Genomic DNA, 14,062 nt, shown 5'->3' with positions numbered 1-14,062 from the left:
CGACCGAACGTCGGGCTAAGCGGGCGTTACTCTGTTACAGTGAACGACCCCGTCATCCCGAGGCTCTGGTGGGGGACACAGTGGTACTCGTACTCGCCGGGGACCGCGAAGGTGTGGGCGTACTGGTAACCGCTGGAATATGTCCCATCGCCGGGCGTCCCGGACCAGTCGCTATCTTCCGGCGTCGCGGTCGGTTTGACGTTGTGGCCGCCGCCCTCCCAGACCCACAGCACGGTGCTTCCGACCGGGATTTCGAAGGTTTCCGGGTCGAAGACGAAATCGCCCGGCGCGACGGCGACTTCCTGGTCGGCGTCGACCGGCGTCTCGGTCGGTGTCGGTGTGGCAGTTGGTGTCTCCGTCTCAGTCAGTGTGTCCGTTGGAGTGGCGGTCTCCGTCGGTGTCGTAACCGAATCAGCCGATGTTGCCGTCGCAGTACGGGTCGGTACCTGCGTAGCGGTGGCTGTCTCCGTTGGTGACGGATCTTCGCTGTCGCCACCACTGCAGCCCGCGATAGTCCCGGTAACGACGGCTGTGAGCGCGCCGAGAAACTGACGCCTGTTCTGGTCCATGCGTATTTGTGGGGTGCCTGTCGCTTAGGGCTGCTGCTGTGACTGTTCTGACCTCCGTTGTCGCCGGTGTTTCTCAGTGACTCTGTCAGCTGCCGACGCGTCAGCTCTCGGCAACAGTTACGATGCCCTGCTCACCTGTCGGACATCCCCGTGGCGTTTATGTAACCTCGTTCGGAACAAGGGGGTATGGCCGCGATACTTGCGGAAAACCTGTCGGGCAAAGACGTGATGGGGACTGACGGCGCGGAAATCGGCAGTCTCTACAACATCACGATGGACTTCTCCTCGGGCGCGCTACACAACCTCGTTATCGACCCCGCGGAGTCGCTCCGCAACACGAACTTCGAGTACAGTGACCAGGGCCGCCTGCTTGTCCCGGTTGAGCGGGTCAAGGCGGTGAAAGACCACATGATTGTCAAACGGTAGATGTACGTTCTCGATTCCTCGGCATTTATCAACGAGTACCACACCGACGAGCAGATAGCGACGATTCCGCTCGTCAGAGAGGAACTGGAAGACGAGGCTGCCTATCGCTTCGACGCCCTCGAAGGCTCGGGGATGCACCTTCACATTCCCGAGGACAACACCGTCGAGCGCATCGAGCGCGCCGCCGGTGAGACCGGTGATCTGGCGGAGCTCTCGGAGACCGATATCCGGCTGATCGCGGCCGCGTTCGAACTCGACAGCCGACTCGTCACCGACGATTACGCGATGCAAAACGTCGCGGAGAAACTCGACGTGGCGGTTGAAGTCATCGCCCGCGAAGGGATATCCGAACAGCGGGAGTGGCTGTTCCAGTGTGCCGGCTGCGGCCGTGAGTTCGACGAGAATCGCGACCGCTGTCCCATCTGTGGCAGCTCACTATCGCGGAAGAACCCGGCTTAGACGGTCTGTTCATCCCGGGCTTCGAGTCCGAGCTCGACCAGCTGCGAAAGTACTTCCTCCTCTGTGATGCTGTAGCGTCGCGCAAGCGTTTCGATAATCCGCGCTTGGTCGTCATCACAGACGATGGTGAACCGCCGAGCCATGCCATCGCTTACAACGGTATGTCGCATAAACACCCGTCAGACAGCAGTCAGACGGCTCAGATTGCTGGATTTCCTGTAATTTCGATGTACAAAGTGAGAAACTGGATAGCGTTAAACGCCCCGTGAATAAAGATAGGCACGAGCAGGTTCTCGGTCTTGAGGTAGCTCAGGCCCAGCAGTGTCGACAGGACGAACACCAGCAGCAACGAGAGGACGGTCTGTGTCGGCGTCCCAGTACTGTACTGTCCGAAGTGAACGACGCCGAAAACAGCACTTGTGAGTACAATCGCCTGCAGATCACCGAAATCGTCGTAGAGATACTTCTGGATGAGATTTCGGTAAATAAACTCCTCACTTGGCGCGATAGTGAGAAACGCCAGCGGGACCATCACGAGCAGGAACGACGGGTCCTCGCGGGCCAACTCCTCGACGCTGCTCCGAGCGGCTTCCAGCCCGAGCGCCTGAATGAGGTAACTGAAGCCAAACAGCGCGAGCATAAGGACGACGACGCCGCCGACGCTGTAGCCGATGTCGCGGAGGCCGGGGCGACGGAGGTCAAGGTCGGCCCAGGTTCGGTCTAGCCGGCTGGCGACGGCCGCCCCGAACCCGACGAAGCCGACGCCGATGCCGACAGTGAGCGTGATGTACGTGGGTCCGGTGACAGTCCCGCCTTCTAGCGCCGCGGCGCTGACCAGCCCTCCCGCCGCGGCCCCGAGAACGACGAACTGGGCGAACACCGTACCCACGAGGAAGCCGGCCAGTCCGATTCCCGTTGCGACCGAGAGCGCTCTGGCGACCGTGTACAGTCGGTTGTTCGGCACGCCGGTCGAAAGCGCCCAGCCCAGCGCAATCGTCACGCCGCCGGCCAGCACTGTGAGGTACACGGCGATGCCGACGGTGGCCTCGACGCCAGTACGGAATTCTGGCCCGAAGAACGCGATGAGCGTCGCGAGGGTTGCGACGACGCTCGCGCCTGTCGCGCCCAGACCGCCCTGTCTGCGGCCGAGTGCGCCGTGACGGACAAGTGAGAAGACGAGCGCGGCGACGACGAAGCCGGCGACAGCGACCTGTCGGGCGGTGACTGGGCCGATAGCCGTCGCCGGTGTCATCCAGCCGACGACGCCGGTTTCTGTGGCGACGAGTACGACGAGACCGAGGCCAGCAGCGAGCACACCCCAGTTCGCGGCAGTGTCGTCCATTGTCGGCAGTCTGTTGCGCCGGCCTAAAGGGACTCCGTTTCGCCGATCCGTAGCCGTTCGCGGTCGTCGATGACCGCCGTCTCCTCGGTGTCTTCGCCGCGGATGAGCGCCCGCGTGGCGTTTTTGCCCCACTCGACGGCCGGCTGGGTGAACGTCTCAACATCCGCGAGTTCGCCGACGAGGACGCAGGCGGCCTCCATCGCGTACAGCAGTTCGCCGAGGTTCTCGGCGTCGAGGCGGTCGATCTCCACTTCCAGTGCCGGTCGGTCAGCCGCCGGCAGGCTCGCCACCGTCGCCTCGTACTCGGCGTCGATGAGGCCGCCGAGATCGGTTCCAGCGAGATACGACAGGTCCTCGTGGTCCGGTTCGGGAATCGGCACGTCGGCACGCTCCCGGGGACGGACGAACGTGACGACTTTGTCCCGGTGGCCAGCGCGATACAGCTGGAGCTGGGAGTGCTGGTCGGTCGCGCCAAGCGCCCGCGCCGGTGTCTGGCCTCGCCCGTCCTTGCCCAGGCTCTCAGCCCAGAGCTGTGCGAACCACTCGCCGAAGGACTCCAGCCGCTCGGCGTAGGGCATAACAGCGTTGACTATCGCACCTTCTTCTTCGAGTGCATAGGCCATCGCGCCGTAGGCGTAGGCCGGCGAGTCGTACAGCGACGGTGCGAGGTCGTCGGCCGCTGCCCGGCCGCCGGTAAGCAGTCCCTCGATGTCGATGCCGAGGATAGCCGGCGGGACGAGCCCGACCGACGAGAGCGCGCTGAACCGGCCCGGAACGCCCTCCGGGACCGGCAGCGTCGGCAGGTCGTGCTGGTCGGCGAGTGCCCGGAGCGGCCCGGACTCGCCCGTCGTGACGACGATGCGCTCGGTCCAGTCGACGCCGCGGTCCTCGTAGGCCTCGCGGACGACGAGGAAGTTCGCCAGCGTCTCCGCCGTCGTTCCCGACCGCGAAACGACGTTGATCGCGGTGTCGGCAAGCGAAAGGCCGTCGAGCGTCCGCCGGACGTGCTCCGGGTCGACGTTATCCAGCACGACGTGGCTGTCCGGGTCCTCGGCTAGCGCCTCCGTGATTGTTTTCGCCCCTAGCGCTGAGCCACCGATGCCGACGGTGATGACAGATTCGGCGTCGGCGACCGGGTCGACGGCATTGCGGATGGTCTGTGCGTCGGTCGCGTCGGGGAGGTTCAGCGACGCGTAGCCGAACTCATCGTCGTTTCGCCCCTGTTCGATTCGCTCGTGGGCCGCCGCCACCCGCTCGTCTAGATCTTCTAGCGTCGCTCGCTCGACGCCCGGGTCGGCGGCACTGGCAAGCGCGGCTCCGATATCGACGTGCATACTGGGCGTGTCGACGGGCGGGTACAAACAACTCCCGGACGGCACGGCAGGCAGCGGACGCGGAGCCGCAGTCACCGCTGGTCGGACAACACCGCGCTTAACCACGCGCTCGCCTAACCAACAGGTATGACAGACGCGACGGCAGAGCAGTCCGTCACAGCCGACGACGACCGGCCCGAACCGTACAACGGGCTCCCCGGCGCGTTCCCGTACGCGTTCCGTGCCAGCGACTCGCTGCTGTTCAAAGCGTACGTCCCAGTCGCACTGTTGCTGTCCGTGGCGATTACGCTCGTGTTCACCTTTGGACTGATAACGCAACTCGCCGAGACCGGGAGTGTCCGCGGCGGGACATTCACTTTCTCCCGGAGCTTCTTCCTGTTCGTTGGACTGTTGTTGGTCGCGCCGCTGCTGGCCCCGGTGCTCTCTGTCGCGCGCCGCCACCGACGGACGGGGTCCTCGGTCGCCTACGACCGCGCCCTCGCCCTCGCCGCGTTCCTGTTCATCGGGTCGATATACCTCGCACTGTTGACCTCCGCTCCGGCGGAGCTTCGCGAACCGACACAGAGCGCCGTCGTCGGGTTCTTCTACTCGCTGCCGCCGATTGCCGGCGTCGTCCCCCCGCTGCTCGCGACGCTGGGGATTTATCTGACCCATCGGCTATTGAAGTAGTCCCGCAGGCCTACAGCCGCCCGCTCCCCTGAGATGACCCGACAGTCCATTCCCGGGTCGAAACGGGCAAGAACGCCCGTCACGAATCCATGTCTATGACAGCAATCGAAGGAACATTTCTTGTCACAAACGCTGACGACGCGTCGGCGACGCTTCGGAACGTCGCGGACTCACAGGTGCTGACACTGTCGGGTAATCCCGGTATCGAAGCCGGCGAAGTAGTCGAGGGGACAGTCGAACCGGAGCCGCCGATGGAAGTCACGTACACCCTCACCGAAGTCGCTGAGCGGCGAACAATTCCCGTCGAGACGGTCGACCTCGCGCCGACGGCACAGACGACCGAAATCGCGGCCGACCAAGCACCGGGCGAGCTAACGACAGTCGAGCGCGCCGGCGAGGGCGAGGTACACGTTCTGACGGTTCCGGACGACGAGACAGCCGAGGCTGCGGCAGATGTCGTCGAGGACGAGGCCACCCTCTCACGAGCGGCCAGACTCGGCGTCGACCGCGTCGAAGTCCGGACGACTGACGGCGTTGTCAGCGTGCGCTACCTCCCGGACTGACGCGTTCTCTCAGCCGCTCACACCTCTTATTCGGTCGGTCCGGCAGCGCTCTGGACTTGCCAGCCGCCGGCAACACCACACGCCTCGCGCTCAGTGTACACGAACTCGGTGTCTTCGGTCACTGCTGTGCCGCCGTCGACGGATTCGACCCGAAGCGGGAAGTCCAGCGTGTCGCCACAGCAACCGACGCCGACGAACTCCGTCCACACGTCCCCTGGTGCGGCGGTGTCGTGTGTCTTCCGAAGGTACGCACGGAACGGCGAGCCGTCGATCTTGTCGCGGCCCCATCCGCTGAGGTCTGCTGGATACGAGAGTTCGACCCTGCTGGCGCGCTCTGACATACCGGATATACGTGATAGACTGTCATAGATGTACGGCCACGCTGGATGTCAGCGGCAGTGATTGAGAAGGCTTATTCGCGCCCGTCTCACATCGTTCGGTCATGTTCGAGTTCGAGGTCCCGGAAGTCGATTACACCCAGTACTCGAACCGCCAACTGGTGGCGGTTCCGCTGGTAGTGCTCGGTCTGGCACTTGCGGTGCTCGGTGGCTGGTATCTGGTCACCGGTGCGCCGGTCTCTCCGAGCATCGACTTCACGGGCGGTTCGGAACTCACCGTCGAGTCGTCTCTCTCACAGGCGGAACTCAGGGACAATACGTTCGACGAGCCCGTGGTTTCTGTCCAACAGGTCGAAGGTGAGAACCGCTACATTATCACGTTCGATTCGTCGAATCTGGAGCCTATCGAGGAAACCGCGCGGTCGAGCGACCAGATGGAGTTCCTCGGTAGCGGAACGACCTCACCGATATTCGGGCAGGAGAACCAGCGGCTCGCGGTCGTCGGCATCGGTGTCGCCTTCCTCGGGATGAGCTTGCTTGTCTTTGCGATGTTCCGGTCGATCGTGCCGAGCATCGCGGTTGTCCTTTCGGCGTTTTCCGACCTTGTCATCCCGCTCGCGGTGATGAACCTGCTGGGAATCAAGCTTTCCCTGGGAACCGTCGCCGCGCTGCTGATGCTCATCGGTTACAGCGTCGACTCAGATATTCTGCTGAACAACCACGTCCTCCGGCGGTCCGGCGGGTTCTACGAGTCGACGTACCGCGCGATGCGGACCGGTGTGACGATGACGCTGACTTCGATGGCGGCAATGGCGGTGATGGCGATTTCGGCGACGATATTCGGTATCGAACTGATGGCCTCTATCGGGTTCGTTCTCGTCGTGGGACTGGCTGCTGACCTGATGAACACCTACATGCTCAACGTCACGTTGCTTCGCTGGTACAAGTACGAGGGGGTCAAACGATGAGTACACTCAAGGAGAACTGGCGCGTTGTTGCGCTGGTCTCACTGTTGTTACTCAGCGCTGTCGCGCTATTCATCCCTGGTGTTCCGCCCGGGACATCGGATACTGAGGGGGCCGGGGCCGCCAACCAGACGACGAACCTCCAGTACGGCATTCAGCTCAGCGGTGGCACACGCATTCAGGCCCCAATCGTCGGTGCCACTGCTGAAGGGGTCGACGTTGCGCCCGCTGACGAAGCTGATCTTGCCCAATCTATGGCGGACCGTCTGGGCCTTGACCCGATAGACGTGCGCGTCTCGAATCGGACCGAAACCGTCGAGGTGTTCTCGAACAATGTCACCACCTCGGAGGTCGAGTCTGCACTCGAAGCAGAAGGGTACCAGCCGAACGAGGTGCGGCCCGGCGTGACACGAGAAACCCGGGAGAATATGGTATCGGTCATCAACGACAAACTACGCGAATCAGCGTTAACAGGGGGCTCCGTGCAGCAAGTCAGTTCGCCGGGCGGTCGGAGCTTCATCAGCGTCACGGCCCCGGACAGAGGGCGCGAGGAACTCATCGGTCTGCTTGAAGAGCGTGGCGTCGTCCGCGTGTACGCCGTCCACGACAACACCGAGAACGGCTCGTACGTCCGCGAGCAGGTCCTCTCACAGGGTGACTTCGCCGGTATCGGGTCGGCACAGCGAACCGAGACGCAGGGAACGCACGTTCCCGTAACGGTCAAACAGAGTGTGGCCGAGCGCTACGCGAACGACATGGTCGAGGCCGGCTTCGGTAGCGGGTCGACCTGCCGGCGCTCGGATTACGACCACGATAACCTCCAGAACTCGCAGGCGGACTGTCTGGTGACGACGCTGAACGGCGAGCCGGTGTTCGTCGGCGGCGTCGACCCGGGACTTGGCCAGTCCTACCAGAACGGTGAGTTCGTCAACAACCCGCAGTTCATTATGCAGACCGGCAATATGTCTGAAGCGACTGAGCTTGAGCTCGCGCTGAAGGCCGGCCGGCTGCCGGCTCCGCTCAACTTTGACAACGCCGAAAGCCAGACGCTTTCGTCTGCGCTCGCTCAGGAGTTCCAGCAGCGCTCCCTCCTGACGGGCATTCTCGCCGTCATCGCAGTGAGCCTGGTGGTGTATCTCCGGTACGGACGGCCCGAGGTCGCCCTGCCGATGATCGTCACGGCGCTGTCGGAGGTGTTCATCCTCCTCGGGTTCGTCGCCTTCGTCCAGTATCCGCTGAACCTCTCGCATCTGGCCGGGTTCATCGCGGTCATCGGGACGGGGGTGGACGACCTCATCATCATCGCCGACGAGATTCTCCAGCAGGGGAAAGTCGAGACCGGGCGCGTGTTCCAGAGCCGCTTCCGCAAGGCGTTCTGGGTCATCGGCGCGGCCGCGGCGACGACCATCGTCGCCATGAGCCCGCTGATGGTCCTCTCGCTCGGTGACCTCTCCGGGTTCGCCATCATTACCATCGTGGGCGTCCTCATCGGTGTGCTCGTGACACGGCCGGCCTACGGTGATATCCTTCGGAGTCTCGTGCTGGACGAGGACTGACCGCTCGCGGCCCGTCTTTTAGCTGCTGTCTCTGGTAGTCCAGTGCCAACTATTTTCATGTGAAGAATTACCAAATTCTTTTAGATTGACTTATTATCCCACGGCTCCAATGTACACATCCCGCCAGATGCGGGGAGCCATCGGACGACGGGTCTCAGACTGTCCACACTGGACGGAACGGGACGCGTTGGGGGCAACAACCGAGCGGTCCGTCACACGACTCCGAGGTGAACGCTCCGAAGGAGAACCGAACCAGCCCACCGCCGGCCCGGCCGGCCGGACCGGTGCGAAGGCCAACTACCGGATGTCACGTAAGTGGCGTTCGGGAACCCAGCACATCGACAAAACCCGGTGCGAGCCCGGGTAAAGCCCGAACGGGCGAGGCCGGTGAGAGTCCGGCTACAGTCGGACACATGCTGGAAGGGCCGTACGGGCTGTGGAAAACAGCTCCCGTCCGACTCCACACCGCCTCTGTCGGGGTCTCTCGTTCAGAAATCGCCCAGCGACGCCTGTTCCGCCGCCGCCAGCACGTCGTCACACGTCGACCACGAGCGGCGGGCACACCCCGGCAACTCGCCGTGGCGGTCCACGTACTCTGCGAGAAAGGCTCGCGTCGTCGGGTCGCTGGGATAGCCAGACCCCACGTCGCCGTACTCCTCGGCCAGTTCCGCGACGTGTGTGTCGCGGGCCACCTTCGCAATGATGGAGGCCGCGCCGACCACTGGGTCCGTCTCGTCGGCCCCGTGTTCTGCCCGCACGGTCACATCAGCCTCGACCGCGTCCGCGACCCGGCGGCCGAACCGCGCCGCGTCGGTGTCGCCGGCGTCGACCGTCCCCGACAGGCCGGTTCGGGCCACTTCCGAGAGTGCCGCCGCCTGCGCGTCGACGGTCAGCGTGTTCATGTCCGTGCCGTCGGCGTCGATACGTTCGACCGGGACCTCGGCGACGCCGACGGCGTCTGCCAACTCGCGGATCTCCTCGGCCAACCGCTCGCGTCGCTCCGGTCTGATGTCTTTCGAGTCACCGACACCGTCAGGTAGGACTGCCGGGTCGGCCTTGACAGCAGCAGCGAACATCGACCCCAGAACCGGCCCTTTCCCAGCCTCATCGACGCCAAATCGCATGGCTGGCACGTCGACGGCGGTGTAAAAACAGGTTCCGGTCGCGACCGGGTCGCTAGTTGTTGGGGCCGCGCCCCTTCCCGCCCGGTGGGTTCCGGAGGAACGGCTCGAAGTCGACGTTACCGACGACATCGCTCCGCTCGTCGTCGTCCGCGTCTAGGTTGAAATCGGCTTCTTCTGGCCCTTTGCGACTCCCCCAGTAGTTGTTCTTCGCGTCGACCTGTGGGTCGCTCGACGGGTCGCGATTCCCGCTGTCGGTCCCGTTCCGGTTGTTCAGCCCGACCGCGACGAGCAGTTGGTTGGACCGGAACGTCAGGCCACCCCCGTCACCGTCGATTTTGACCGCTTCCGGAAGAATCGTCTCCGCGCTGGTGATGTCCTCGATGACGTTGTGGGCGATGGTGGTCTCGTTCGTCGAGGGCGATGCAATGTTGATGCCCTGTGCGAACGTGAAGTCGAAGTCCACGCTGTCGGACGGGTCAGAGTCGGTATCGTCCGCGGCTTCGAGGTCCCGAATCTCGTTGTTGTTGATGTCGACGCCGTCGGTCTCGTGCTGGACGACGATACCGAGCGGCGCGATGTCGCTCTCGATGTCTCGAATCGTGTTGTTGTTGACCGTGGTGTCGCTCACGGTCCCAGGGTCGCTGTTGTCGGCGTCGAAGAGTACCCCGTTGACCGTCGGGAACCCCGAATCGTCCGTCGTTTCCTGGTCGAGGTTCTGAATCGTGTTGTTCACGATCTCGATGCCCGAGTGGTCGCCCTGACCGACGACGACGCCGGTCACGCCGAGCCGGCCGGTCGGGCCGATGTCTTCGATTGTATTGTTACTGAGGGTCGTGTCGTCGTAGCCGCGCCCGACTTTCACGCCGAGCAATCCACCCGGATTCGTGACGGTGAACCCGTCAAGCTTGACGCCGTCTGCGTTGACACTCACCGCCGCGTCAGTCCCGCCATCCCCCTCGATTGTCGGACTCGCACTCGTCTCAATTGTCACCTCAACGTCGACGACAATAGGGTCGTACGTCGCTGAATCGCCGACTGTGAGCGTCTCGCCGTCGCTCGCGTCGTCGATGGCTGTCTGTAGCGCGTCGCCGCCTCCGGAAACTGTCGTCGCTGCGCTCGCTGTGCCCACTGTGAATCCCAGCACACCGGCAGCGACTGTCCCGTGGCGTAACACCGCTCGTCGTGAAAACGTGGTCTGCTCTCGTGTCATGTGTCTCCCCGCAGCACCGTTGATATATCTGGGGTACGAATAAAACGCTTAGACGGTTCACAACCGTTTCACCCGTAGTGACCCCCTACTGCGGCGCCAGTAGTGGTTGCGCTGCCAGTAGCAGGCTACTACTCCTTGAGATACTCGGCTTTCGCGAACGGCTCGTCCTCACCCTGTACGTCGACCACGTCGAGTGCGGTCACCACTGCGTCCGTGTCGAGCAGGCCGGCTAGGCTCGGCTCCGTCCGCCCCTCGTCGCTGGAGACGAGTTCCTTCACGTACAGGCCGCCCTCGCCGTGGATGCGGAGGTCGGCGTGGCGCTCGTCGGTCAGTTCGCCCTCGGCGTTGTACACCGTCCGCGTCCGGGTGATGTCGGCCCGTCGGTGGGTGACACGCTGGGGCGTCTCCTGTTGGATGGTCGCCCCGTCAAGTTCCGCCAGCGCATCCTGCAGGGCATCGGCGTCGACCGGCTCCCCGAACTCCACGTCCATCCGGTAGGTCTTGGAGGCGTCTAGTTCCTTGACGCGCTCGACCATCTCGTGGGTCGCCAGGTGGAGGTCCGTCACTTCGACTTTCCCGTCGGCGAAGGCGTTAATATCGGCTTCGAGGTCGTCGGTATCCACGTCGCGTTTGCGGGGTTCCATCACCTCGATGACAAACGGGCGGCCGGAGTCGAGCATCAGCGCGTCGACGTCCTCGCGACCGGCTCCGTGGAACACGGCCTCCTCGCCGTCCATCGCCTCGCGGACGACGGGTGCGGACAGTTGCTCGACGCTCTCGTCGTAGCGGTAGCCGCTGCCGCCACAGCCGTCGCAGGGCTCGCCCTGCCACAGCCCGGTCCCGTTGCAGTCGTTGCAGGGCCACTTCGTCTGGGGGATGTCGCGTTCGAGCTTGCGGTAGCGGCCGTAGACAAACGCCGAGTTGACGTGTGTCTCCACTTCGTCCGTCGCGAGGTCGAGTGTGAGCTGGACTTCCGGCCGGCCGAACTCCACTTCCGCGCCGGTCAGGTCGCCGATGCGCTTGCCGACCTCGCGGTTGAGTTCGGTCTTCAGCGCCTCGCCGGCGTCCGGTTCGAGGCCTACGTCCTCCCGGAGCAGTTCGTCGTTCTCTTCGAGCAGCGGCGGCACTTTCGTCCCGACCTGGTATGTGTCGAAGTCGTAGCCACGGACCGCGCTGGCAGCCTGCTGGGCCCACCAGTCGAAGCGGTCGCACTCGCCTTCACAGACCCAGCAGTCCTCGCTGTCCTCGAAGGGGTCGTCGTCCGCGAGCGCGACCGTCACCCGCAGGGCGTGGCCCCGCTGGGCGTTGGCCAGTCCGAAACTCCGGTCGGCGAAGAGCCGGCCGAGACAGGAATCACACAGCGGCCCGGTCGCAAGCGCCGCGCGGGCGTCCTCCAGTATGCTCATTGCCTGAGCCGACGCGTCGCCATCGTAACTGCGTTTCGACCTCTCGGTCGCTGGGTCGTGGGCGCTGTGACCTGTTCGCGCTCACTCGCGAACTATGCCGCCGCCGTCCGTGGTTGTGCCCTTCGACTGTCCCCGACCGAACAGGTCGCCCGGAATCTCTTCGGTCGAGATGGAGATAGACTGCTGTGGGAACGGGATTTCGATGCCCTCGGTCTGGAACCGTTTGTAGATCGCGCTGTTGAGTTCGTGCGTGGCACGGGCTGTCAGAGCCGGATTGCCGACCCAGCACAGCAGCTCGAAGTTCAGCGCCGAGTCGCCGAACGCCCGGAACCGGACTCGCGGGTTCGGTCGCTCCTGCACGAGGTCCTCGGTTTCGGCTAGTTCCAGAAGCATATCCTCGACCCGGTCGATGTCCGTTCCGTAGGCGACGCCGACGGGGACGCGAATCCGGCGCTTGCGCCGCGGCGTCGACTCGTTGACGATGGCGGCGTTGTTGAGCTTCGAGTTCGGGACGGTGACGAGGATGTCGTCGCGGGTGCGGATGACCGTCGAGCGGACGGAAATGTCCTCGACGCGGCCGCGTTCGCCACTTTCGAGGACAACAAAGTCGCCAACTGCGTACGTTCCATCGAGATACAGCGACAGCGAGCCGAAGAAGTTCGCCAGCGTGTCCCGGGCCGCCAAGCCGACGATGATACCCATAATCCCTGCTGAGGCCAGTAGCGGTGTGACGTCGATGTCCCACAGGACCAGCAGGAGCAGGATACCCCCGCCGGAGACGACCGCGCTCCAGACGTTCTGGAGGATGGGGACCATCTGGCGGTCGATGTACGCCGAATCCGTCGCGATGGCGGACGCCTGGCGGCCGATGCGCAGCAGCGTCACCATCCAGACGATGACGACCAGCGAGAGCGTCCCGGCTTCCAGCGAGACGGCGACGGCCGGCCGGACGTCGTAAATCTGTGCGCCGGCGTAGGCCCCGCCCAGGCCGACCGTGACGTACATGGCGGTGTGAATTCCACGGAAGACGATATCGTCGACATCGCCCTCGATGCGGGGCGTGATCCGTCTGAGCAGTCGGTCACCGACCACGCGAATGCCCAGCGCGAGGGCTACCCCACTGCCGACGAGTAGCAGAAACCCCTGCCAGGCCGGCAGCCCAGACAGCAGGTCCACAGCACCGCTTCCCAGTTGCATACCTCCGCTTGGCTACCGGTCGTATATATACTGTCCCGTCAGCGGGGCGAACCGAACCGCCTTTGTCCCGCGGCGTCCGCTCCGTGGGTATGAACCCGATTCTCGTCGCTATTCTGCTGGGTCTGCTGCAAGGAGTGCTGGAGTGGATTCCGGTCTCCAGCGAGGGCGGCGTCGCACTCGCCTCGACGGTGGTCACGGGCGTCTCGCCCGCCGCCGCGACCCGCCTCGCGCTCTTTCTCCACGCCGGGACGGCTGTCGCGGCCACGGCCTACTATCGCACCGAGGTCAGGACGATTCTGCACTCGATTCGACAGCTCTCGCGCCGGCCGTTCGCCGACGAGACGGCGGACCTCTCGTTTATCGTCATCGCGACGGCGGCGACGGCTGTCACCGGACTTCCCGCGTACATGGCCCTCGACGCGGCCGTCTCGGAGCTAGAGGGCGGGCTCTTCTTGGCGCTGGTCGGTGGCCTGCTTGTCATCACCGGCCTCCTCCAGCGGTTCGCCGCGGCGCTGTCGCTGGGTGAGCGTGAGGTTCCCGACTGGCTCGACGCCGTCCTCGTCGGTGTGTTGCAGGGGCTGGCTATTCTTCCCGGTGTCTCCCGGTCCGGGACGACAGTGAGTGCGCTGTTGCTCCGGGGCCACGAGGGCGAGTCGTCGCTTCGCCTCTCGTTCCTGCTGTCGATTCCGGCCGCGCTCGGCGCGAATGCGCTTGTGCTGGTCGACGACGGCGTTCCTGCAATCGACCCGCTGCCGGCCGTCGTCGCCCTGGCCGTCAGCGCTGTCGTCGGCTATCTCACCGTCGACGCGCTGGTCCGACTGGTGCGGCAGGTCCCGTTCTGGGCGGTCTGTACGGTGTTTGGCGCGCTCGGCGTCGTCGGCGGACTCCTTGTCGCGCTGTGAGA

16 protein-coding genes are annotated in these 14,062 nt (G+C 64.3%); 7 read left to right on the top strand and 9 right to left on the bottom strand.

Annotated elements, in window-relative coordinates; translation table 11 throughout:
- Positions 1-26: 26 nt before the first annotated feature.
- Positions 27-569, bottom strand: a complete 543-nt coding sequence (locus tag AMS69_RS02065; protein ID WP_053966436.1) for a plastocyanin/azurin family copper-binding protein — start codon at positions 567-569, stop codon at positions 27-29.
- Positions 570-755: 186 nt separating this feature from the next.
- On the opposite strand from AMS69_RS02065, the gene AMS69_RS02060 reads away from it, so the two are divergent.
- Both AMS69_RS02060 and AMS69_RS02055 read left to right on the top strand, forming a co-directional pair.
- Positions 756-995, top strand: a complete 240-nt coding sequence (locus AMS69_RS02060; RefSeq protein WP_004518435.1) for a PRC-barrel domain-containing protein — start codon at positions 756-758, stop codon at positions 993-995.
- On the top strand, positions 996-1,454 hold the full coding sequence (locus AMS69_RS02055) for an NOB1 family endonuclease (protein ID WP_053966435.1): 459 nt from the start codon (positions 996-998) through the stop codon (positions 1,452-1,454).
- On the opposite strand, the gene AMS69_RS02050 is transcribed toward AMS69_RS02055, so the two are convergent.
- From AMS69_RS02050 to AMS69_RS02040, 3 genes are read right to left on the bottom strand one after another with little or no spacing between them, the layout of a single operon-like run.
- Positions 1,451-1,597, bottom strand: a complete 147-nt coding sequence (locus tag AMS69_RS02050; RefSeq protein ID WP_004518437.1) for a hypothetical protein — start codon at positions 1,595-1,597, stop codon at positions 1,451-1,453. The genes AMS69_RS02055 and AMS69_RS02050 overlap by 4 nt on opposite strands.
- A gap of 56 nt (positions 1,598-1,653) precedes the next feature.
- Complete coding sequence (locus AMS69_RS02045; protein ID WP_053966434.1) at positions 1,654-2,796, bottom strand: CPBP family intramembrane glutamic endopeptidase; 1,143 nt, start codon at positions 2,794-2,796, stop codon at positions 1,654-1,656.
- Positions 2,797-2,819: 23 nt separating this feature from the next.
- A complete protein-coding gene (locus tag AMS69_RS02040; RefSeq protein ID WP_053966433.1) occupies positions 2,820-4,130 on the bottom strand; it encodes a hypothetical protein in 1,311 nt (436 codons plus the stop codon).
- A 126-nt stretch (positions 4,131-4,256) separates the two neighbouring features.
- Between AMS69_RS02040 and AMS69_RS02035 the strand changes: the two genes are divergently transcribed.
- On the top strand, positions 4,257-4,799 hold the full coding sequence (locus AMS69_RS02035; RefSeq protein ID WP_053966432.1) for a hypothetical protein: 543 nt from the start codon (positions 4,257-4,259) through the stop codon (positions 4,797-4,799).
- Between the two features lie 95 nt (positions 4,800-4,894).
- Positions 4,895-5,362 carry a DUF5812 family protein gene (locus tag AMS69_RS02030; RefSeq protein ID WP_053966431.1) on the top strand — a complete coding sequence of 156 codons (468 nt, stop codon included), beginning with the start codon at positions 4,895-4,897 and terminating at the stop codon, positions 5,360-5,362.
- Between the two features lie 26 nt (positions 5,363-5,388).
- Here AMS69_RS02030 and AMS69_RS02025 read toward each other — a convergent pair whose 3' ends face one another.
- Complete coding sequence (locus AMS69_RS02025; RefSeq protein ID WP_053966430.1) at positions 5,389-5,703, bottom strand: hypothetical protein; 315 nt, start codon at positions 5,701-5,703, stop codon at positions 5,389-5,391.
- A 101-nt stretch (positions 5,704-5,804) separates the two neighbouring features.
- On the opposite strand from AMS69_RS02025, the gene secF reads away from it, so the two are divergent.
- Complete coding sequence (gene secF, locus AMS69_RS02020; protein WP_053966429.1) at positions 5,805-6,668, top strand: protein translocase subunit SecF; 864 nt, start codon at positions 5,805-5,807, stop codon at positions 6,666-6,668.
- Positions 6,665-8,221, top strand: a complete 1,557-nt coding sequence (locus AMS69_RS02015) for a preprotein translocase subunit SecD (RefSeq protein WP_053966428.1) — start codon at positions 6,665-6,667, stop codon at positions 8,219-8,221. Before secF ends, AMS69_RS02015 begins: the two co-directional genes overlap by 4 nt.
- 488 nt (positions 8,222-8,709) lie before the next feature.
- Here the strand turns inward: AMS69_RS02015 and rnhB are convergent, their stop codons facing one another.
- From rnhB to AMS69_RS01995, 4 genes are all read right to left on the bottom strand, one after another.
- On the bottom strand, positions 8,710-9,345 hold the full coding sequence (gene rnhB, locus AMS69_RS02010) for a ribonuclease HII (RefSeq protein ID WP_053966427.1): 636 nt from the start codon (positions 9,343-9,345) through the stop codon (positions 8,710-8,712).
- A gap of 52 nt (positions 9,346-9,397) precedes the next feature.
- The gene (locus AMS69_RS02005) at positions 9,398-10,555 is read right to left on the bottom strand and encodes a hypothetical protein (RefSeq protein WP_053966426.1); all 1,158 of its coding nucleotides are present in this window, start codon (positions 10,553-10,555) and stop codon (positions 9,398-9,400) included.
- Positions 10,556-10,683: 128 nt separating this feature from the next.
- A complete protein-coding gene (locus tag AMS69_RS02000; RefSeq protein WP_053966425.1) occupies positions 10,684-11,961 on the bottom strand; it encodes a tRNA pseudouridine(54/55) synthase Pus10 in 1,278 nt (425 codons plus the stop codon).
- Between the two features lie 81 nt (positions 11,962-12,042).
- Positions 12,043-13,158 carry a mechanosensitive ion channel family protein gene (locus AMS69_RS01995; RefSeq protein WP_053966424.1) on the bottom strand — a complete coding sequence of 372 codons (1,116 nt, stop codon included), beginning with the start codon at positions 13,156-13,158 and terminating at the stop codon, positions 12,043-12,045.
- An 89-nt stretch (positions 13,159-13,247) separates the two neighbouring features.
- Between AMS69_RS01995 and AMS69_RS01990 the strand changes: the two genes are divergently transcribed.
- A complete protein-coding gene (locus AMS69_RS01990; protein ID WP_053966423.1) occupies positions 13,248-14,060 on the top strand; it encodes an undecaprenyl-diphosphate phosphatase in 813 nt (270 codons plus the stop codon).
- Positions 14,061-14,062 lie beyond the last annotated feature (2 nt).

Source organism: Haloarcula rubripromontorii, assembly GCF_001280425.1.
GTDB classification, from domain to species: Archaea; Halobacteriota; Halobacteria; order Halobacteriales; family Haloarculaceae; genus Haloarcula; species Haloarcula rubripromontorii.
The sequence above is the reverse complement of the archived record's forward strand: the minus strand, read 5'-3'. Positions and strand labels throughout refer to the sequence as shown.